Below are 19,691 nucleotides of genomic sequence, written 5' to 3'. Positions count from 1 at the left end.
CGGCAGCTGCTACAGAATCTGCAAAGCGGCCCCGGGGGCGGTCCTGCGGACACGCAACGCAGCCTCGTGCCTCGGCAGCTGCTACAAGGTCACTAAGGAACGTTCGGTCATACCTTAATGAAACCATTGGCGCCCCAAGTGCTCGAAGCAAACAGGTGTCATTTCAGGGACAAAAGAGTCAGTCAATGCAGTTTCTAGACGATAGCCACGGGTGTGCCGGATGGAACGGCGAAATGGCCGGACGCATTCGTGCTTTCGACTGGAGTCTGACCGACCTTGGAAGCTTTGACGCCTGGCCCAAAAGCCTGCGCAGTGCCGTGCAGATGATGCTCGCCTCGCCGCTGCCAATCGTGATGCTCTGGGGGCGGGCCGGGTACATGGTCTACAACGATGCGTACTCCGAATTCGCCGGTGGCCGGCACCCTTATCTGCTGGGTTCGCCGGTGGAGCTGGGCTGGCCGGAAGTCGCCGACTTCAACCGCCATGTAGTGGATACCTGCCTGGCCGGCGGGACCTTGTCCTATCGCAATAAAGAACTGGTGCTGCTTCGCAACGGTGTACCCGAGGACGTCTGGCTCGACCTGTATTACAGCCCGGTCGCCGATGATACCGGGTGTCCTGCCGGCGTCATCGCGATGGTGGTCGAAACCACCGACCATGTGATTTCCGAACGCCGGCGACAGGCTGCCGAAGACGCCTATCGCGCCGACAACGAGCGGGTACGCCTGGCGCTCAATGCCGGGGCATTGCTGGGCTCGTTTGTCTGGGACATCAAGGACAACGTGCTCTCCGGTGATGAACGTTTCGCCCGGACATTCACCTACCCGACTGACCAGGACCTGGTCAACTTGCCCATGGACATCGCCGAGTCGCGGATTCATCCGGACGATTTCAGCTGGGTTCAGGACCAGGTTAAACAAGCGGTGAAAACCGGTGAACCGTTTAACGCCGAATACCGCGTACGTCGCCCCGACGGCAGTTACCTGTGGGTACTGGCGAGCGGTTGTTGCGAGTTCGATGAACAGGGCAAACCGCTGCGCTTTCCCGGCGTGCTGATCGACATCAACGAGCGCAAGAACGCTGAAGAATCCTTGCTGCGGTTCACTCGCAACCTGGAGCAGCGCGTGGCTGAAGAGGTCGAGGCGCGCCTGGCGGCGGAAGAGCAACTGCGTCAATCGCAGAAGCTCGAAGCCATCGGAGGCCTGACTGGCGGCGTGGCCCACGACTTCAATAATCTGCTGCAGGTCATCGCTGGCAACCTGCATTTGCTGGCGCGGCATGAGCCGGACAATTCCAACGTTCAACGCCGGGTCAAGGCGTCGATTGTTGCGGTTGAACGCGGCGCCAAACTGTCCTCGCAGTTGCTGGCGTTTGCCCGCCGCCAGCCGCTGTCGCCTGCGGTACATCACCCCCGGCAGATCTTCGAAAGCCTCGGTGAACTGTTGCAACGCACGCTCGGGGAAACCCTGCAGATCGCGGTGCGGATGCCGCTGGATTCCTGGTACCTGCACGTGGACCGTAACCAACTGGAAAACGCCATCCTCAACCTGGCGATCAACGCCCGCGATGCCATGCAGGGTGAAGGTATCCTGGAGCTGAGCGCCGAGAACATTGTTCTCGATCGCGAGTTCTGTGCCGGCAAAGGCATTGTGCCCGGTGACTATGTGCGTGTTGCCGTGGTCGACAGCGGCGTCGGCATGTCGCCCGACGTCCTTGCCCAGGCATTCGAGCCGTTCTTCACCACCAAGGCTGATGGCCAGGGCACGGGGCTTGGGCTGAGCATGGTGTTCGGCTTCGTCAAGCAGAGCGGCGGCCATATCGAAATGACCAGCGTCGAAGGGCAGGGCACGCGGGTGCAGCTGTATTTCCCGCGCAGCCTTCGTGCACCGCAGAGTGAAACGATCACCCAGGAGGCACACTCTCTTGGCGGTCATGAAACCATTCTGGTGGTCGAGGATAACGAAGCGGTGCGCGTCGCCGCAGTGGAGTTGCTGCAGGAAGAGGGTTACACGGTCCTGACGGCCGCCAACGGCGATGCGGCCATGCAGATGCTGCTGGAGGGTTGGGAGGTAGACCTGATTTTCACCGACGTGGTCATGCCGGGGCTGATCAAGAGTTCGGACCTGGCGGCATGGGCCAAGGTGCAGAAGCCGCCGGTGGCCGTGTTGTTCACGTCGGGGCATACCCGCGACATCATTTCGCGCAATCACCAGCTCAGCGCTGATACCTTTCTGCTGAGTAAACCCTACGGGCCGGACGCGCTCACCCGCATGGTGCGCAGCGTGCTCAGCGGCTGAATACATACCCCCGTAGGAGCTGCCGAAGGCTGCGATCTTTTGATCTTGATTTTTCGGGTGAGATCGCCAAACAAAGATCAAAAGATCGCAGCCTTCGGCAGCTCCTACAGGGGATCGCATTCCAAATTGATCAAGGCGGCCTATGACTTCCAATCCAACCTCCGGCATGGTCAGGGTGCGGGGTGCCCGGGAGCACAATCTCAAGAATGTCGATGTCGACATTCCCCGTGACGCCCTGGTGGTGTTCACCGGTGTGTCGGGCTCGGGGAAATCCTCCCTGGCGTTTTCGACGCTCTATGCCGAAGCGCAGCGCCGCTATTTCGAATCCGTGGCGCCTTATGCGCGACGTCTGATCGATCAGGTCGGCGTGCCGGATGTCGACTCCATAGAGGGCTTGCCGCCGGCCGTGGCCTTGCAGCAACAGCGCGGCACACCGAGCACCCGCTCTTCAGTGGGCAGTGTGACGACCCTGTCGAGCCTGATCCGCATGCTCTATTCCCGCGCCGGCAGTTACCCGCCGGGCCAGCCGATGCTGTACGCCGAAGATTTCTCCCCCAACACGCCGCAAGGCGCTTGCCCGCAATGCCACGGTCTTGGCCGGGTCTATGAAGTCACCGAAGCGCTGATGGTCCCGGACCCGAGCCTGACCATCCGCCAGCGTGCCGTCGCGTCATGGCCCATGGCGTGGCAGGGACAGAACCTGCGAGACATCCTCGTGACCCTGGGGTACGACGTCGACAAGCCATGGCGCGATCTGCCGAAAAAGCAGCGCGACTGGATTCTCTTCACCGAAGAGACGCCGACGGTGCCGGTGTACGCCGGCCTCACGCCTGACGAAACCAAAGTCGCGCTCAAGCGCAAAATGGAACCCAGTTACCAGGGCACGTTCACCGGTGCCCGGCGCTACATCCTGCATACCTTCACTCACTCTCAAAGCGCGCTGATGAAGAAGCGCGTCTCGCAATTCATGCTCGGCAGCCCGTGTCCGTTGTGCGAGGGCAAGCGGCTGAAGCGTGAGGCGTTGTCGGTGACCTTTGCCGGATACGACATTGGCGAGTTGTCGCAGATGCCGTTGCTGCAAGTCGCCGAGGTGTTGAAACCGGTGGCGGCGCACAGCTACCTCGAACAGGCGGACGAGGCGGGCGACGTGTTGACGCACGTGCAGACCCGCGAAGCCCGTGAGCAGCGTGTGGCCCATGGCGCCAGTGGTCACGCCAATGCGCCAGATGTGCGCCACACGCCCAATCTGTCCGTGGAAAAACGCCTGGCGGCGCAGCGCATTGCCCAGGATCTGCTGGAGCGGGTCAGTACGCTCACGGACCTGGGGCTGGGGTATCTGGCGCTGGAACGCAGCACGCCGACCCTGTCCTCCGGCGAGTTGCAGCGATTGCGCCTGGCGACTCAATTGGGTTCGCAATTGTTCGGGGTGATTTACGTGCTGGACGAACCATCGGCCGGCCTGCACCCGGCGGATGGCGAGGCGCTGTTCGACGCACTGCAACGCCTGAAAGCCTCCGGCAATACCTTGTTCGTGGTCGAGCATGACCTGGAAACGATGCGCCGCGCTGACTGGCTGATCGATGTCGGCCCCGCAGCGGGTGAGCATGGTGGCCGTATTCTGTACAGCGGTCCGCCTGCAGGCCTGGCCCATGTCGTGGAATCGCAGACCCGTGATTACTTGTTCGCAGCGCAGGTCGTCCAGCCACGAGACAGCCGCAAGCCGTCCGACTGGTTGCGCCTGGAGGGCATCACCCGCAACAACCTGAACAACGTCAGCGTCGAGTTTCCGCTGGGCTGTTTCACCTCGGTCACCGGGGTGTCCGGCTCCGGAAAGTCCAGCCTGGTCAGCCAGGCATTGCTGGAACTGGTGGGCGCGCACCTCGGCCGCGTGGTGAGTGACAACGACGCGCCAGAGCCGAGCCTTGAAGACGACGCACCGCAAGTCAGCGGCGGCCAGGTCACGGCGGGGTTGGGGTCGATCAAGCGTCTGGTGCAGGTCGACCAGAAACCCATCGGCCGCACGCCGCGCTCGAACCTGGCGACGTATACCGGTCTGTTCGACAACGTGCGCAAGCTTTACGCCGCGACGGACGAGGCGCGGAAGAAGCACTACGACGCCGGGCAATTTTCTTTCAACGTTGCCAAGGGCCGGTGCCCGACGTGTGAAGGCGAAGGTTTTGTCAGTGTCGAGTTGCTGTTCATGCCCAGCGTTTATGCGCCATGCCCGACCTGCCACGGCGCGCGCTACAACCCCGAGACACTGGCCATCACCTGGCAGGGCTTGAACATCGCCCAGGTGTTGCAGTTGACGGTGGACGAAGCGGTCGAGGTGTTCGCCGAGCAAGCGGGGATTCGTCGTTCGCTGGAGGTGCTGCGCGATATCGGCCTGGGTTACCTGCGTCTCGGCCAGCCGGCGACAGAACTGTCAGGCGGTGAGGCGCAACGCATCAAACTGGCCACCGAACTGCAGCGCAATCAGCGCGGGGCGACGTTGTACGTGCTCGACGAACCCACCACCGGGCTGCATCCAAGGGACGTTGACCGGTTGATGGAACAATTGAATACCCTGGTGACGGCGGGGCACACGGTGATTGTTGTCGAGCACGAAATGCGCGTGGTTGCGCAGAGTGACTGGGTGATTGATATCGGGCCGGGAGCGGGGGATCAGGGCGGGAAAATTGTCGTGGCGGGGGTGCCGAAGAAGGTGGCCGGGAGCAAGAAAAGCAAGACCGCGCCGTTTTTGGCTAGGGTACTTGGGTGAATCAAAAGATCGCAGCCTGCGGCAGCTCCTACAAGTGTACGCCGGCCCCATGTAGGAGCTGCCGCAGGCTGCGATCTTTTGATCTTAGGCACCATCAATCGTGCGTCGTACCTTGTCCAGCAGTTCACTGATCTGGAACGGCTTGACCAGCATCTCCATGCCATCGCCTAGAAATACCTGACGATTGATCGCGTTTTCCGCGTAGCCGGTCATGAACAGGATCGGCAACTTCTCGCGCCAGTCCCGCGCCACATCCGCCAGCTCCCGGCCGGTCATCCGGGGCAGGCCGACATCGGTCAGCAACAGGTCAATGGACGGGTCGTTCTGCAAGCGTTCAAGTGCGCCTTCAATGTCACCCACCTGGGTGCATCGGTAACCGGCATCCACCAACACTTCTGCCACGAACATGCGCACCGACGGCATGTCCTCGACGATCAACACATGTTCACCCTCACCCTGAGCGTCGACGAGGGTCGGAGCCACCTTGCTGATGGTCGGGTCGGAGCTGGCCGGCAGCATGATGGTGACTTCGGTGCCCCGTCGGGCCACGCTGCGGATGTGCGCATCGCCGCCGGATTGACGGGCGAAACCGTAGATGGTCGACAGCCCCAGCCCCGTGCCCTGGCCTAACGGCTTGGTGGTGAAGAATGGATCGAACACCTTGTCGATGACGCTGTGGTCGATGCCGGTCCCGTCATCGCGTACGGACAGGGCGACGTAGGCGCCATCCGCCAGATTAGGGTCGCCGTGGGAGTAGGCGGCGTAGGTGCTGACCCAGACATTGCCACCCTGTGGCAGCGCGTCGCGGGCGTTGATCACCAGATTGAGGACGGCACTTTCAAGCTGGATCGGATCGACCAGCGCGATGGCGGGTTTGGAGGTCAGCTCCAGCTTCAGGGCAATGCGTTCACCCATGGTGCGCGCCAGCAATTCCTCAAGGGAGCGAACGTGCTCGTTGATGTCCACGGGCCGGGTATCCAGCGGCTGCTGACGGGCGAAGGCCAGCAGGCGATGGGTCAGGGAGGCTGCGCTCATGGCCGAGTTCAACGCCGCTTCGGCATAGAACTGAACCTTGTCGGTGCGGGAGTCGGCGACGCGTTTCTGGATCAGTTCGAGGCTGGTGATGATGCCGGTCAGCAAGTTGTTGAAGTCGTGGGCGATACCGCCTGTCAGCTTGCCCAAGGCATCCATTTTTTGCACTTGCAGCAATTGGGCCTCGGTGCGCACGCGTTCGGCGACTTCCTTGGCCAGTTGGGTCGTGGCGTCATCGAGACGAGCCAGATGCGAGCGTTCGCGGTGGCGGTGCTCGGTGACGTCTTCGACGAACACCAGGCTCAGTTCGGGGGTGCGGTAAGGTGAAATCTGCCATTCGGCCTCACGGACCTCACCCTGGACGCGCATGTTCAGGGTGCCTCTCCAGCGTTCGCCGTACGCCAGACGCAGGCGCAGCTCGTCGATGACGGCGCCCTGGTCTGGCGCGAAGCATTCACGCAGGGTGTCTGGATCGAGGTTGTCCTGAATCAGCTGGGCGAACGCATGGTTGCACTCGTGGACGTTGAGTTGTGCATCCAGCACCGCAATGGGGGCGGACACATTGACGAAGATCTCGCGAAAGCGCGCCTCGCTTTCACGCAGGGCATTTTCGGTTTCGCGCACCCGCAGCAAGGTGCGCAGGGTCGCCAGCAGTACATCCGGGTCGACCGGGTGAATCAGGTAGGCATCGGCGCCGGCGTCGAGACCGGTGATGATGTCGCCCGTCTGGATCGACGCCGCCGACACGTGAATCACCGGCAACAGCGCCGTCGCGCTTTCGGAGCGCAGTTTGCGCACGATGTCGAAACCGCTCATGTCCGGCAGGTTGACGTCGAGGATCAACGCATCAAGCTCGACGTTGTCGATCAGGTCCAGCCCCTCGCCACCCGTACCTGCTTCCAGCACCTCGTAGCCGTGGCTTTCCAAACGCCGGCGCAAGGCATAGCGCGTAGCCACGTTGTCATCGACGATCAGCAAGCGGATGTCACGTTTCATCGGCAGGCTCCATGGCAATGGCTAGCGGGATGATCACGAAAAAGGTCGAACCTGCGCCGGGTTTGCTTTCGAGCCCCACTTCGCCACCCAGTAACGCAGCAAAGCGTTTGCACAAGGATAGCCCGAGTCCGGTACCGCGAAGACGTTTCTGCAAGGGGGAGTCAACCTGAGAGAAGTCCTCGAACAATGCGCCATGTAGCTCCGGCGCGATACCTATTCCGGTATCGCTGACCGCAAAGCGTACGTGAGCATCGCCCTGGAGCCGCGCCGAGACCCGTATTTCGCCGCGTGTGGTGAACTTCAACGAGTTGGATATGAAGTTGCGCAGGATCTGCGCGAGCTTCTTGTCGTCGGTATACAACCGGGGCAAGCCCACGGGCTCTTCGAAGATCAGGTCCACGGCGCTGGCGTCGACAATCGGCCGGAACATGCCGCGCAGGGCCGCGAACAGGTCGAACATGTCGAACCAGGCCGGGGAAATGCTGATACGCCCGGCTTCGATCTTCGCCAGGTCCAGCAGGTCGTCGACCATGTCGCTGAGTTCCCGCGCAGCAGTGCTGACGAACGCCACCTGCTTGTGTTGCTCGGCACTCAAAGGGCCATCGAGCTCGTCGGTCAACAGGCCGGTGATGCTCAGGATCGAGCCCAGCGGCGTGCGGAATTCATGGCTCATGTACGACAGGAAACGGCTTTTCAGGTCCGAGGCCTGGCGCAGCTCTTCGGCCTGGTTGTCGAGCTCGGCGTACAGCGCCAACACGCCCTGGTTGGTTTCATCCAGCTCTTCGCGCAGGGCGTTGGCTTCGCTTTGCAAGCGTGCAACCAGTGCCGTTTGCTCGTCCAACTGACTCATGGGTGTATCAGCCATGGGCGGCCTCCAGAGCAATTACCACCACCGTGACGTCATCGCGTCCCCGGCAAAAATCCCGGTGCAGAATGGCCGCAATCACGGCGGGATGGCGATGCACCAGGCCGGGGTAATCTTGCAGGTTCCATCGGGACTGCAGGCCGTCGCTGTACATGATCAATAGTTGTCCGTTCACTTGAGCATAGTCAAAGGGTTGCGCCTTTCGATATTGGCCACCGACGATGCCAGGGTGGGAGGCCAGGCCGCGTGATTTTCCAGGTTCTATCAGGCTGGCGCCAATGTTACCGATACCGACGAATCTCAGCGCATCCCGGTGGCTGTCAAACTGCGCGATGGCCAGCGCGCCGCCCCGGGTGGCAAGCATGTCGCGATGGATGTCTTCCACAAGATGCACCGGCGTCGAAAACGGTGCCTGCGCGAAAGCTTTCTCACCGGCACGGCCCGCTCGTTCGGCGTCTTCGCCATGGCCCAAACCGTCGATCACCAGCGCGCTGATGCAGGCCCCGTCAAACGCCAGGTGCCAGACATCGCCGCAGGCCGGGTCGTTGTGCAGCGAGTGCTGGCTGACACCAAACCGCTGATCCGGCGCCTTGTCGCCGCGTGGATACAGGCGTGCCAACAGCACGGCGCCCCGGGCATCCGCGTAGACGTCGAACACTTCAGTCTGGCGCGACACCGCTCCGAGCCCGATGCCCTGAGTGCCCCGGGTGGAAAACCCGTCGGCCAGGCAGGCGTCCACGTCGAAGCCACCGGCGCGATCCACGGCGATCATTTCAATGCCGGCGCCTGAGGCCCTGGGCAGTATTCGCAAGTGCAATTCGCCGCGGGTCGCATGTTTGAGAATGTTGCTCGCCAGCTCGGTGGCCACCAGCGCCACGCGCCCGCAATCGGTCGCATCGAAGCCATTTCTCTCCGCGAGTTGCTGGACGGTACGGCGTGCGTGGCCGATCTGGCTGCTGTCTTCGATGGGTAATACCTGCGTCATCGAACCGCTGATCGTCATGCCCATCGCGTTATCGTTATTCGAGTGCCTTTGCCTGGCTCGGTTTCGAGTTCGAACTCTTCTACCAGGCGTTTCGCCCCCGTCAGGCCGAGCCCAAGGCCGCCGCCGGAGGTCCAGCCGTCGGTCATGGCCAGCTTCAGGTCGGGAATGCCCGGGCCTTCATCGCGGAAAATCAGGCGCAGACCGGTGCGGGCGTTGTCCTCGAGGATCTGCCAGTCCATGTCGCCGCCACCGCCATAGACCATGGTGTTGCGGGCCAGCTCGCTGACGGCGGTCACCAGTTTGGTCAGGTCGATCAGGCGCATGCCGCACTCGGTGGCCAGCTTGCGCGCCGTCTGGCGCGCCAGGACGACGTCCTGTTCGATGGCGATGGGTTGGCTGCCGCTGCTGCGCACGTTCATTGCTCGCGTACTCGATCCTGCAGCAGTTTCATCCCGCGCTCGACGTTCAGCGCGGTGCTGACGCCTGGCAACGTCAGCCCCAGTTCTACGAGGGTGATGGCGACGGCGGGCTGCATGCCGACCAGCACGGTCTGGGCATCCATGATTTTCGACAAGCCGGAAATGGTGCCGATCATCCGTCCGATGAACGAGTCGACCATGTCCAGCGCGGAAATATCAATCAACACGCCCCGGGCGGAGGTTCGGCTGATGCGCTCGGACAGATCGTCCTGAAGCGTCAAGGCCAACTGGTCATGCATGTCGACCTGAATGGTCACCAGCAAAAAGTCGCCCATCTGCAAAATAGGGATGCGATCCATGGGCTCAGCCCGCCTTGTTGACGGACAGGCCCAGTCGGGTAAGGGCCAGTTTCAGGGCATCGGCCAGGTTGGCTTTGGTGACCACGCCTTGCAGGTCCAGCCCCAGGTGCACGATGGTTTGGGCGATTTGCGGTCGCACGCCGCTGATGATGCAGTCGGCACCCATCAGGCGAATGGCGGTAACGGTTTTGAGCAGGTGCTGTGCCACCAGGGTATCGACGGTTGGCACGCCAGTGATGTCGATAATGGCGATTTCGGAGCCGGTGTCGACGATGCGCTGCAACAGCGATTCCATCACCACCTGAGTACGCTGCGAATCGAGGGTGCCGATCATCGGCAACGCGAGTACGCCATCCCACAGCTTGACCACCGGGGTCGACAGCTCCAGCAGTTCTTCCTGCTGACGCTTGATCACCGCTTCGCGGGACTTCTGGAAGGTGCGGATGGTGTGCATGCCCAGGGCGTCGAGCAATTCAGAGATTTCCCAGAGTTGTTCGGCCAGCAGCGCAGGGTTGTCCTGATAGTGATTCTGCAGCATCGAAAACATCGGGCCTTTGAGCGAGAAGATGAAGCTGGCGGTCTGGTGCGAGTCCTGGCCCAACAGGGCGCGGCTGTGGGAGAGCTTTTCGAGAAACAGGCGGATCTCGTCCCAGCCTGGCGCCGCCACATTCTGGCCGTTGCCGCTTTCAAGTCCCGAGACGATCAGGTGCAGGAGTTCCGTGGTCTGTTGCTTGAGGTCCTGCTCTTTAAGGTTGCGCGTCGCACCATTGGCTTCGAGGCGATGAGTCCAATCATTCAACAGTTGCGCCTGGTTGTGTTTCATCGCATCGAGTGTGCTGGTCTGCAGTGCCGCCATGTGCCTGAACTCCTTGAAAGTGTTGGCCGATTCCGTAAATGTTGATCGGCGCAAGTCAGTGACATTTGCCGTGCAAAATAGTTGTTCGCTTGCACAGGAATTTTTATCTCAAACGACATTAAGTGTAGGAGCTGCCGAAGGCTGCGATCTTTTAATGTTTTTTTAAAGGGCAAGATCAAAAGATCGCAGCCTCGTTTCTCTCGACAGCTCTTATAGAACAAACGTTAAGCCATTGATTTTAAAAATGAGTTTTTTGATCATCTTTAGATATTTTGCAACGCGGCAAGCACCCAGGTCTTTGCGCGACAGCGCGGCGTCGAAGACGTGGCGGCACCTCCGACAGGATAACGGTGAGCGGGGCGCGCACGCAAAGTCAGGTCGGCTGTCAGGCCGCCTCGCTTTGGCTTTTGATCTGCTTTTGATTTTCTTGCCCCATCGGAAGGCCGAGCGCAGGTTCTGCGCAGTGGGCAACCCGGCATGGATGCCGGGTTAGCCGCGCACGGCCATGGATGGCCGATCGCGGCGGGCCCACGGAGCAGGACCGGAGTGAGGGTATGCCGAGCCCAGGCGAGGCACCGCACGAAAGGGGCAAGAACCCTTGGTTACTTGGGGCTTTTCCAAGTGACTCGCCGTAAGGGCGAAACCAATAGAAGCCGTGACCGCAGGAATGGGTATGTACATAAGCAAGAATCTCACCGCCGATCAGGCAGCCATCGCGAGCAAGCTCGGCTCCCACAGTTTGATCCGGGTACATCAGGGGAATTCCCGTCGGCTATGAAACCGCCATCGCCGGCAGGCCAGCTCACACAGTTTGATCGAGTGCGTCAGGAAAATTTGGATCGGCTGTAAGCCCGTCATCGCGAGCAACTCTTTTAGAACAAACGTTAAGATATTGACTTTAAACAGGTGTTTTTTACTCATCTTTAGATATTTTTCAATGTGGCGAGCACCCAGTTCTTTGTGCGACAGCGCGGCGTCGAAGACGTGGTGGCGCCTTCTACAGGCCTACAGGCCTACAGGATAGGTGATCAGCCGGGGGAAGTGATTGGGCAGGGGTGATCAGCGGATGCCGGTGATTATCCAATGGAACCTTGCGGTCAGAGAAGGCTTCGAATCTACAAGGCCCGGCTGCTTCAGCTGTGCATTTGTACTGTTTTACGAGGTGATCATGAAAGACGATTCAATGACGCAAGGGCAGGATCAAGCAATTGATCGAAATGATCCGGCCATTGATCCGCAGACGCCGGGGGCAAGCGAAGCCGGGCAACAGCAGCACACCGCCAAACCGGAAAGTGCCGACACCGAGGTCGATCAGAAAAACCAGCATAACGAAAACGACAACGAGTTCAGTCCGGGCTTCGAGCCGGAACCTGATCGGGCCAAACCCGGTGAGGACACTGACGCGGACATTGATACCGACGGCGGCTAGGTTGAGCGCTCTCGAGCGTCAATAAAAAAGGCCGCATCCGGGGATGCGGCCTTTTTAATGGGTGCAGCGATTATTTACTTGGGTGGGCGGCTTGCAGTTTTTTCGCCATATCCAGGTGTTTTTCCAGCGCTGGCAACATTTCCTGCGCAAACGCTTTCAGTTCGGTCGCGCCTTTTACTTTGTCGTCAGTGACGGTGCCGGCTTCTTTCTTGAATAGTTCGATGGTTTCTTCGTGGGCCTTGACCTGATTGTTGGCATAGGCCGCATCGAAGGATTCATCGCGCATTTCGAGGATCTTTTCCTTGGCCTGCTTGACGAACGTCGTGGTGTCCGGCACCTCGATGTCGTTCTTTTTCGCCAGTGCCTCCAGTTGGGTGTTCGCCTTGGTGTGATCAGTGATCATCATGTTGGCGAATGCCTTGATGTCAGCGGATGAGCTCTTCTCCAGCGCCAGTTTGCTGGTCTCGACTTCCGCGATGCCACCTTTGGCAGCGTTGTCGACGAAATCATTGGAAGTAGCGGCGAACGCCGTGCCCATGCTGGTGCTCAAGGCTACGGCCAGGGCGAGGTTACGCAGGGTGAATCCGTCCATTGGTCATTCTCCACACAGGTTTTATAGGCGATCCAGTGATCGTTATTAAGTGGAGGCTGTTGGATGGATAAAGGTTTTATCGCATTGCCGGCAGGGCGACGAACGGACATCACCGGCCTCGACAGAACCGTCCAACCGAGGCCATTCTGATGGTTGGTGAGCGCAATCGATCGCACTTGCCACCGATCAACAAACGGAGGTGTTCCATGCCGGTGCCACACGACCTTTATCAGGATCTCAAGTTTTCAAAGGAAGATATCCAGCAAAAACGCACCAAGGATCCGTTACTGGATTCACTGATCAACAAGTATGTTCAGGCGGACGCCGAAGTTGTCAAAGCCGAGACTGCGAAGTCGGATGCGCCCAGTGATGATGCGCTGAAGAAGCTCAAGGAGCGCCGCTTGCAGGTCAAGGACAAGATCGTTCAACAACTTCAGACACCGTCCTGACCTGCCATACCAGGCCACCGACGACCGGTGACTGAAAAATTGGAACGGGGACGAATACCAGCACCTCGAATGAACAGAGTTCCACTCACGGCTTCATTCGAGGTGCCTTATGAACGAACCAAAATTCCCCAGCGAAGAGCAGGGCGGGTATGACCCGATTCCGACCCATCCCGAACCTTTGAGTCCGGGGCGCACGACCGTTAACCCGGAAGACGAACCGGGCATCGACGAACTACCGGATAACGAAGGCGTACGGCCGATTGACGAAGACGACGTCACCGCCATCGATCCTGAGCGTGTGCGTGAAGAAACTGATAATGCGGTGCGCGATGGTCAGATAGACCCTCGCTGATGGGTGCCATACAGCCCCTGTGGGAGCGGGCTTGCCCGCGATGAGGTGATACCAGGCGACATCGACGTTGAATGTCCCACCGTCATCGCGAGCAGGCTCACTCCTACAGGATTTGGGTTCGACGCGGACTCGTGTTTACCACTGATCAAAGGTAGGAGTGAGCCTGCTCGCGATGAGGCAGTGTCAGGCGCTGTAAGTGCTGGAACAGGGTCACCTTCTCCGGCCATCGCATTACTTCTCCAGCGCCTTGCCCAGCGGCAATCGCGCCATGTGATCTGCCTTCAGCGACCCGAAGTACAACCAGTCCCCGTATTCACGCACGGTGGTAATCGGTGAGTAGTTATTGCTGCTCGCGTCCTGCAGATTTGCGATCACCTTACCGTCCAGATCCAGTCCCAGAACGAAGGCCCGCTTCTCGACGGGTTTAGGTAAAACCATCATCGCCCGCACGATCATCTTGCGCACGAACGGATGCGGTGCGGTGGCGTCCAGCAGGGCATTGCGCGGGGAATAAAGCGCGACCCAAAAGCGCGAATGACCGTTGAATGACAGGTTGTCCGGCAGACCAGGCAGGTTATCGATGAACAGGTCGTGAGTGCCGGCTTTCGGCCCGCTCAGCCAGTAACGAGTGATGCGATAAGCACCGGTTTCGTTGACCAGCACAAAGGCATCGTCCGGCCCCAGCGTCACACCGTTGGCAAACTCCAGCGCGTCCAGCAGCACGGCCGTCTTGCCGGTCTGGAAGTCATAACGCAGCAAGCGGCCGTCGCCGCCGTGTTCAAGGATGGCCTCTCCGTCCTTGCCGTAGCCAAAACGGCTGGATGCGTCGCTGAAGTAGGCGTAGTGCCCGGACTTGTCGATGGCCACGTCGTCGGTGAAACCGAAGGGCACGCCGTTGGCGGTGGTGGTCAAAGGAATCAATTGCCCCTGAGCGTCCAGGGACAGCAAGCCCTTGACCCCGTCGGCGATCACCAACAGGCCATTCGGATGTCGGGCCAGGCCCAACGGTCGTCCGCCAGTATCTGCCAGTACCTTGGTGGTCTTGCCATCAAGGCTGGTCCGGATCACTCGGCCGTCATGCAGGCCGGTGATCAGGAAATCTTCCTCCAGCAGCAAGGCTTCCGGCCCTTCGATACTGGCCGCACCTACCGGCTCGAGACCCTTGAGGCGTTGGTTGTCGGCATAGAGGCCGCTGGTGAGTGAAGGTGCGGGTGGGGGTGTCCAGGCCACGGGTTTGACCTTAGTGGGCATCAACAGCAAAAAGGCCGCGATGGCGACGATGACCAGCAGCACTACATGACGAAACCTGACCACTCGACTCACACGATGACTCCTGTCGGTACCAGCTGTTTTTGTGCCATTTCACGCAACGCGCGCATGGACTCCGCAGACTCGCGATCAATGCGCTGCTTGAGCACCAGCCGGTTGGCCATGCGCATGACCCATCCGCTGAACTGATACTCCAGCGTGCGCACAAAGCGCGTGTCACTGCCCGATGTTTCGCACTCGTAGGTCAGCACCAGCGACAGCCCGTGATCACCTTGTGCCCGAGCGCGCCAGCGACGTCCCGGCAGATACTCATCGACCACCCAGCTCAAATGCCCCTCACGCCCGCCGGCGCGAATGTCTTCCTCAAATCGCGAGCCGGCATGCAGCGGGCCGCTTTGGCCATCGACATTGAGGGAGGAAGGGTGCCACTCCGGCCAGCGGGTCACCGTGCTGGCGTACGCGAGTACGGCAATCGGGTTTCCGGCGATGTCGATCTGGTGCTGCATGCGCGTCATGGCGATTCTCGTCGAGTCTGTGGTGGTGTCTTCCGGCTCCCAATAGAGGGTGCCAAACAGGTAATCCATCAACGGAAAAACGATATTGAAATTGCGTTCCTGCATGACCTCGCGACGATGATGCAATTCGTGCAGACGACGCATCTGGCGAATCCACGGCAGGCGTGTGACCGGGTTGCGTGGAGGCAAATGTTCGCAGGCATGGAACACTTCATACAGGAGGTAACCGAGCACCAGGCAGCCACCCAACAACCCGGCCACGTTGGCGTTGAGCTGTGAAACCAGCCACCACAAGGGCAGGGTGATGACCACGGTGTGGACCACGATCAGCCACGCCGGAAACAGAATCACCCGCCAGTCCCGGGCACTGTCGTAGGTCATGTGGCCGGGGGTGAAAAAGCTGTGATGGTCGCCGGCGTGGCGTGCGTAAAACATCCGCGCGAAACTTTTTTTGTGGTGCCCCAGGTGGCGATGGACCATGTACACACCGAAGTTGAAGAACAGCAGGGCGATTGGCACGGCCAGCCATTCCAGCGGCTGAACCTGATGCACGGTGCTCCAGAACCCGCCGATGGCCAAGCCGCCGAACAACAACACGAAGGTGCCGTGCAACCAGGGGTTGTAGCGCGGGTGAATGTCGGCTCGGTAGCGGCTGCGGAATGTATCGGTGGTCTGCCTCACTGCAATCACCTGATCTGATGGTTATCACCAGCAGATTAGCCGATTCCGGCCATTCGGCTTTCCGAACATTGAGGACACAAACGACATGCTCCGGTGCAAACCGTCATCAGGTCAGCGGGTCCCAGCGTTGCGACCAGTCATCGTCGTTCTTGATGACCTCGCGTAGAAGTTCGAACGCTTGCTGTAACGTTGCCGAATCACGATCACGGGAGTACACCAGATAGGTCGGATAGTTGAATTCCGGGGCCTTTGGCACCTTCTCCATCACGCCGCTTTCCAGATAGCTCTGGACCACCCGGGTACGAAAATAGCCGCTGCCGCCGTGTTCCAGGATGAACTGCAACGCCAACGGGCCGAGGTTGAAGCTCAACGCTGCCTTGGCCTTGTCCGGCAGTGCCGCATCGCGCTGGCGGCGAAAATCCGGGCCCCAATCGACGTAGACATAGGGGTCGGGCCTGGCGACCAGGCGCACAAGGATGAGTTTTTCTTCCAGCACCTGCTCGACTTGCAGCCGTGGCCAATACTCAGGCTGGAAGACCAGCGCCGCGTCCAGGACGCCCAGTTCCAGTTGGCGCAACAGGTTCTCACCGTCGCGAATTTCCAGTCTCAGCGCGTGGCTGGGAATCCTCTCCCGCAGTTCGCCGGCCCAACTGAGCATCAGCGGGTTGCACAGGCTGACCTCACCACCGATATGCAACACGTTGTGGTAGCCCTCGGGCAACGGCAAATCCCGGCGGGCGGCTTCCCAGGTTTCCACCAGTTGATTGGCGTACACCACGAACGCCTCGCCATTGGGCGTCAGGCGGGCACCGGCGCGATTGCGCACAAACAAGGTGCTGCCCAACTGGCCCTCGAGTTTTTGCACCCGTGCGGTGATGGCGGTCTGGGTGACGTGGAGTTTCTCCGCCGCCGCCGCGAGGCTGCCGTGACGGACGATTTCCAGGAAGGTGCGGGCGAGTTCGATGTCCATGGGGTGGCCGGTGTGGGAGGTGGGCAGAGTGTAAATGTTAATCCACACTCGTGTAGCCGATGGCGAACCCTGTGGCGAGGAGATTTATCGGAATGCCGCACCACCCCGTCCGGCGGCGCAGCAGTCGCCTGCCAGCGCCTGCCTTGTGTTGTTCCATGCGTATTGTCATGGGGCGACCGGGCGCGGGTTGGGGGCGAGTCATCAAACGGGGTGGCCGGCGTTGGTGGCGTTGTTGTTGCAGCGGTAAAGCATCCACTTCGCTGCCACAGAGTTCACCTGTGGGAGCAAAGCTTGCTCGCGATGACGATTTTTCATTCAACATTGATATTGCCTGTGCCATCGTTTTCGCGAGCAAGCTTTGCTCGCCACAGAGGGCTTCGGTTATCTGGCAGTAGCCGTTCAAAACGCGAAGCACGAACAGCCGAACGCTCCCCAGAATCCTTGGAAATCGCTGACCGGCGCTGAGGATAATCGCGCCCGTTCATGGCTGTGGGCGTGCACCGCACATGCCCCGACGCAGTGATGAACTTGCGCCGTCATCGGCGCCAGGGGTTTCCAGTGCCCCGGCACGTTGACCACTGGCGACCATTCCGGCACGACCGGCACTGGCGGTGGCCCGAGTTTTTCGAACTCCGCCGTGCCGTAGACGATCTTGCCATCCACTATCGTCAGCACCGACTCGATCCATTTGACGGCTTCATCCTCGATGTGGAAATAGTCGGCAGACAGCGCGATCAGGTCCGCCAGTTGCCCGGCTTTGATCTGGCCTTTCTTGCCTTGTTCGGACGAAAACCAGGCGCTGCCATGGGTGAACAACTCCAGCGCCGTGTCGCGGCTCAAGCCCTGGGGATACAGCTCCAGGCCGCCGACGGTACGGCCGCTGACCAGCCAGTAGAGGGAGGTCCACGGGTTGTAACTGGACACCCGCGTGGCATCGGTGCCGGCGCCGACCGGAATACCTTCGGCAAGCATGCGCGCAATGGGAGGCGTGTGCTCGGCCGCTTTGGCGCCGTACCGGTCAACGAAATACTCGCCCTGAAACGCCATGCGATCCTGGATCGCAATGCCGCCGCCGAGGGCTTTGACCCGTTCGATGTTCTGCGGGGTGATGGTTTCGGCATGGTCGAAGAACCACGGCAAACCATCGAATGGTATATCGCGATTGACCTTCTCGAAGACGTCGAGCATGCGGCTGATGGATTCGTTGTAAGTGGCGTGCAGGCGAAACGGCCAGCGTTGTTCCACCAGATGCCGCACCACCGGTTCCAGTTCCTGTTCCATGGTGTGCGGCAGGTCGGGACGAGGTTCGAGGAAATCCTCGAAATCCGCCGCCGAGAACACCAGCATCTCCCCGGCGCCGTTGTGTCGTAAAAAGTCATCGCCCTGACCGTAACGGGAAGTGCTGGTCCAGTTTTTGAAGTCGGTCAGCTCTTCCTTGGGTTTTTGGGTGAACAGGTTGTAGGCAATGCGGACGGTCAGTTGCTTGTCCCTGGCCAGTTGCTGGATGACCTGATAATCGTCCGGGTAGTTCTGATAACCGCCGCCGGCATCGATGGCGCTGGTGACCCCCAGGCGATTGAGTTCGCGCATGAACTGGCGGGTGGAATTGACCTGATACTCCAGGGGCAATTTCGGGCCTTTGGCGAGGGTCGAGTACAGAATCATCGCGTTCGGGCGGGCGATCAGCATGCCCGTCGGCTCACCGTTGGCGTCGCGCTGGATCTCGCCGCCAGGCGGATTCGGGGTGTCTCGGGTGTAGCCCACCACTTTCAATGCCGCGCGGTTGAGCAGGGCGCGGTCGTAGAGGTGCAGGACGAATACGGGGGTGTCCGGTGCGGCTTTGTTCAGTTCTTCAATGGTCGGCAGGCGTTTTTCGGCGAACTGGAACTCGTTCCAGCCACCGACCACCCGCACCCATTGCGGCGTTGGTGTGCGGTCCGCCTGGTCCTTGAGCAGGCGGAGGGCGTCGGCAAGGGAGGGTACGCCTTCCCAGCGCAGTTCAAGGTTGTAATTGAGCCCTCCTCGTATCAAGTGCAGGTGCGAGTCGTTGAGACCGGGAATCACCGTGCGACCGTGGAGGTCGACGATTTGTGTGCCGGGACCTTGCAGGGCCATGGCCTGGGCGTCGCTGCCGACCACCACGAAACGTCCGTCCTTGATCGCGACGGCGCTGGCCTGGGGTTTCTTGCGATCGACTGTGTGCAAGCGTCCGTTGTACAGAATGAGGTCGGCCGGGGCATCAGGCATGGTTTTACTCCCTGCGAATAGCGGGCTGATCCAGGCACCGACGGCACCCGCCGACAGGCCTTGCAGTACACGTCGGCGGTTGTAGCCATCGTGATCATCAGGTGGGCTCATGGCAGTGCTCCGCGTAAAACGATCGGGGGCAAGCGGCCGATGTCTGACGCGAGCGGCCAGAAGGAATATAGACGGCAAATCCACAGACAGCGTTTTAACGGGACGAAAAACGACGAATCCCGCCTCGAAGGGCGGGATTCGTTTGCAGCCAGACGTGCCCCCGAAGGTCGGGAGCGGCGTGCTTAGGCCGGGAACAGCTCGGACAGTTTCATGGCCAGCATCATGTCGCCTTCGGCGCGCAGTTTGCCGCCCATGAAGGCTTGCATGCCGTCGGTCGAACCGTCGACGATACCTTGCAGCGTCTCGCCGTCCATCACCAATGTCACCTGGGCGTCAGGGTTTTCGCCTTCTTTCAGTTCGCAGGTGCTGTCTTTGACGATCAGCGAGAAGTTCTTGGTGTCGTCAATGCGGAAACCGAATACCAGGTCCAGACCGGCTGCAGCGGCTGGGTTGAACTTGGCTTTCATTGCTTGTACGGCGTCAGCTACGGAGGTCATGGTTCGATC

General features: G+C 60.4%; 18 protein-coding genes. 6 read left to right on the top strand and 12 right to left on the bottom strand.

Features of this window, described 5'->3' with window-relative positions; genetic code table 11:
- Positions 1-185: 185 nt before the first annotated feature.
- A complete protein-coding gene (locus tag AC3ZVB_RS11215; RefSeq protein WP_162439305.1) occupies positions 186-2,297 on the top strand; it encodes a hybrid sensor histidine kinase/response regulator in 2,112 nt (703 codons plus the stop codon).
- A 142-nt stretch (positions 2,298-2,439) separates the two neighbouring features.
- Entirely contained in the window at positions 2,440-5,058 is a 2,619-nt protein-coding gene (locus AC3ZVB_RS11210; protein ID WP_490146557.1) for an excinuclease ABC subunit UvrA, read from the top strand.
- Between the two features lie 84 nt (positions 5,059-5,142).
- Here AC3ZVB_RS11210 and AC3ZVB_RS11205 read toward each other — a convergent pair whose 3' ends face one another.
- From AC3ZVB_RS11205 to AC3ZVB_RS11180, 6 genes are read right to left on the bottom strand one after another with little or no spacing between them, the layout of a single operon-like run.
- Positions 5,143-7,086 (bottom strand): response regulator, encoded by a 1,944-nt coding sequence (locus AC3ZVB_RS11205; RefSeq protein ID WP_490146556.1) that lies wholly within the window; start codon positions 7,084-7,086, stop codon positions 5,143-5,145.
- Complete coding sequence (locus tag AC3ZVB_RS11200) at positions 7,076-7,951, bottom strand: sensor histidine kinase (protein WP_490146555.1); 876 nt, start codon at positions 7,949-7,951, stop codon at positions 7,076-7,078. Before AC3ZVB_RS11200 ends, AC3ZVB_RS11205 begins: the two co-directional genes overlap by 11 nt.
- Positions 7,944-8,954 (bottom strand): ATP-binding protein, encoded by a 1,011-nt coding sequence (locus AC3ZVB_RS11195; protein ID WP_490146578.1) that lies wholly within the window; start codon positions 8,952-8,954, stop codon positions 7,944-7,946. The genes AC3ZVB_RS11200 and AC3ZVB_RS11195 overlap by 8 nt, the downstream gene beginning before the upstream one ends.
- Positions 8,951-9,355 carry an anti-sigma regulatory factor gene (locus AC3ZVB_RS11190; protein ID WP_194692023.1) on the bottom strand — a complete coding sequence of 135 codons (405 nt, stop codon included), beginning with the start codon at positions 9,353-9,355 and terminating at the stop codon, positions 8,951-8,953. Before AC3ZVB_RS11190 ends, AC3ZVB_RS11195 begins: the two co-directional genes overlap by 4 nt.
- On the bottom strand, positions 9,352-9,714 hold the full coding sequence (locus AC3ZVB_RS11185) for an STAS domain-containing protein (protein ID WP_162439310.1): 363 nt from the start codon (positions 9,712-9,714) through the stop codon (positions 9,352-9,354). Before AC3ZVB_RS11185 ends, AC3ZVB_RS11190 begins: the two co-directional genes overlap by 4 nt.
- 4 nt (positions 9,715-9,718) lie before the next feature.
- Complete coding sequence (locus AC3ZVB_RS11180) at positions 9,719-10,570, bottom strand: STAS domain-containing protein (RefSeq protein WP_194692024.1); 852 nt, start codon at positions 10,568-10,570, stop codon at positions 9,719-9,721.
- Between the two features lie 1,168 nt (positions 10,571-11,738).
- Between AC3ZVB_RS11180 and AC3ZVB_RS11175 the strand changes: the two genes are divergently transcribed.
- Positions 11,739-11,999 carry a hypothetical protein gene (locus tag AC3ZVB_RS11175; RefSeq protein ID WP_490146554.1) on the top strand — a complete coding sequence of 87 codons (261 nt, stop codon included), beginning with the start codon at positions 11,739-11,741 and terminating at the stop codon, positions 11,997-11,999.
- Between the two features lie 70 nt (positions 12,000-12,069).
- Here AC3ZVB_RS11175 and AC3ZVB_RS11170 read toward each other — a convergent pair whose 3' ends face one another.
- Positions 12,070-12,591 carry a DUF4142 domain-containing protein gene (locus AC3ZVB_RS11170; RefSeq protein ID WP_162439313.1) on the bottom strand — a complete coding sequence of 174 codons (522 nt, stop codon included), beginning with the start codon at positions 12,589-12,591 and terminating at the stop codon, positions 12,070-12,072.
- A 206-nt stretch (positions 12,592-12,797) separates the two neighbouring features.
- On the opposite strand from AC3ZVB_RS11170, the gene AC3ZVB_RS11165 reads away from it, so the two are divergent.
- Positions 12,798-13,040 (top strand): DUF465 domain-containing protein, encoded by a 243-nt coding sequence (locus tag AC3ZVB_RS11165; RefSeq protein ID WP_162439314.1) that lies wholly within the window; start codon positions 12,798-12,800, stop codon positions 13,038-13,040.
- A 109-nt stretch (positions 13,041-13,149) separates the two neighbouring features.
- Positions 13,150-13,392 (top strand): hypothetical protein, encoded by a 243-nt coding sequence (locus tag AC3ZVB_RS11160; RefSeq protein WP_194692026.1) that lies wholly within the window; start codon positions 13,150-13,152, stop codon positions 13,390-13,392.
- Positions 13,393-13,623: 231 nt separating this feature from the next.
- Here AC3ZVB_RS11160 and AC3ZVB_RS11155 read toward each other — a convergent pair whose 3' ends face one another.
- The 3 genes from AC3ZVB_RS11155 to AC3ZVB_RS11145 form a co-directional block, all read right to left on the bottom strand.
- On the bottom strand, positions 13,624-14,715 hold the full coding sequence (locus AC3ZVB_RS11155; RefSeq protein ID WP_490146553.1) for an SMP-30/gluconolactonase/LRE family protein: 1,092 nt from the start codon (positions 14,713-14,715) through the stop codon (positions 13,624-13,626).
- The gene (locus AC3ZVB_RS11150) at positions 14,712-15,857 is read right to left on the bottom strand and encodes an SRPBCC family protein (protein WP_490146552.1); all 1,146 of its coding nucleotides are present in this window, start codon (positions 15,855-15,857) and stop codon (positions 14,712-14,714) included. The genes AC3ZVB_RS11155 and AC3ZVB_RS11150 overlap by 4 nt, the downstream gene beginning before the upstream one ends.
- Before the next feature lie 106 nt (positions 15,858-15,963).
- Complete coding sequence (locus tag AC3ZVB_RS11145; protein WP_490146551.1) at positions 15,964-16,827, bottom strand: LysR family transcriptional regulator; 864 nt, start codon at positions 16,825-16,827, stop codon at positions 15,964-15,966.
- A 34-nt stretch (positions 16,828-16,861) separates the two neighbouring features.
- On the opposite strand from AC3ZVB_RS11145, the gene AC3ZVB_RS11140 reads away from it, so the two are divergent.
- A complete protein-coding gene (locus AC3ZVB_RS11140; protein WP_162439297.1) occupies positions 16,862-17,074 on the top strand; it encodes a hypothetical protein in 213 nt (70 codons plus the stop codon).
- 152 nt (positions 17,075-17,226) lie between these two features.
- Here the strand turns inward: AC3ZVB_RS11140 and AC3ZVB_RS11135 are convergent, their stop codons facing one another.
- Both AC3ZVB_RS11135 and AC3ZVB_RS11130 read right to left on the bottom strand, forming a co-directional pair.
- On the bottom strand, positions 17,227-19,074 hold the full coding sequence (locus tag AC3ZVB_RS11135) for an amidohydrolase (RefSeq protein WP_490146577.1): 1,848 nt from the start codon (positions 19,072-19,074) through the stop codon (positions 17,227-17,229).
- Positions 19,075-19,367: 293 nt separating this feature from the next.
- A complete protein-coding gene (locus AC3ZVB_RS11130) occupies positions 19,368-19,682 on the bottom strand; it encodes an SCP2 sterol-binding domain-containing protein (RefSeq protein WP_162439319.1) in 315 nt (104 codons plus the stop codon).
- Positions 19,683-19,691 lie beyond the last annotated feature (9 nt).

The organism is Pseudomonas sp. MDV22-iso1, from assembly GCF_058145095.1.
The sequence above is the reverse complement of the archived record's forward strand: the minus strand, read 5'-3'. Positions and strand labels throughout refer to the sequence as shown.

Excerpts from the sequence above, each read along its gene's own strand:
- AC3ZVB_RS11215 (WP_162439305.1), top strand. The coding sequence starts at position 186 with ATGCAGTTTCTAGACGATAGCCACGGGTGTGCCGGATGGAACGGCGAA.
- AC3ZVB_RS11210 (WP_490146557.1), top strand. The coding sequence starts at position 2,440 with ATGACTTCCAATCCAACCTCCGGCATGGTCAGGGTGCGGGGTGCCCGG.
- AC3ZVB_RS11205 (WP_490146556.1), bottom strand. The coding sequence starts at position 7,086 with ATGAAACGTGACATCCGCTTGCTGATCGTCGATGACAACGTGGCTACG.
- AC3ZVB_RS11200 (WP_490146555.1), bottom strand. The coding sequence starts at position 7,951 with ATGGCTGATACACCCATGAGTCAGTTGGACGAGCAAACGGCACTGGTT.
- AC3ZVB_RS11195 (WP_490146578.1), bottom strand. The coding sequence starts at position 8,954 with ATGACGATCAGCGGTTCGATGACGCAGGTATTACCCATCGAAGACAGC.
- AC3ZVB_RS11190 (WP_194692023.1), bottom strand. The coding sequence starts at position 9,355 with ATGAACGTGCGCAGCAGCGGCAGCCAACCCATCGCCATCGAACAGGAC.
- AC3ZVB_RS11185 (WP_162439310.1), bottom strand. The coding sequence starts at position 9,714 with ATGGATCGCATCCCTATTTTGCAGATGGGCGACTTTTTGCTGGTGACC.
- AC3ZVB_RS11180 (WP_194692024.1), bottom strand. The coding sequence starts at position 10,570 with ATGGCGGCACTGCAGACCAGCACACTCGATGCGATGAAACACAACCAG.
- AC3ZVB_RS11175 (WP_490146554.1), top strand. The coding sequence starts at position 11,739 with ATGAAAGACGATTCAATGACGCAAGGGCAGGATCAAGCAATTGATCGA.
- AC3ZVB_RS11170 (WP_162439313.1), bottom strand. The coding sequence starts at position 12,591 with ATGGACGGATTCACCCTGCGTAACCTCGCCCTGGCCGTAGCCTTGAGC.
- AC3ZVB_RS11165 (WP_162439314.1), top strand. The coding sequence starts at position 12,798 with ATGCCGGTGCCACACGACCTTTATCAGGATCTCAAGTTTTCAAAGGAA.
- AC3ZVB_RS11160 (WP_194692026.1), top strand. The coding sequence starts at position 13,150 with ATGAACGAACCAAAATTCCCCAGCGAAGAGCAGGGCGGGTATGACCCG.
- AC3ZVB_RS11145 (WP_490146551.1), bottom strand. The coding sequence starts at position 16,827 with ATGGACATCGAACTCGCCCGCACCTTCCTGGAAATCGTCCGTCACGGC.
- AC3ZVB_RS11140 (WP_162439297.1), top strand. The coding sequence starts at position 16,862 with ATGTTAATCCACACTCGTGTAGCCGATGGCGAACCCTGTGGCGAGGAG.
- AC3ZVB_RS11135 (WP_490146577.1), bottom strand. The coding sequence starts at position 19,074 with ATGCCTGATGCCCCGGCCGACCTCATTCTGTACAACGGACGCTTGCAC.
- AC3ZVB_RS11130 (WP_162439319.1), bottom strand. The coding sequence starts at position 19,682 with ATGACCTCCGTAGCTGACGCCGTACAAGCAATGAAAGCCAAGTTCAAC.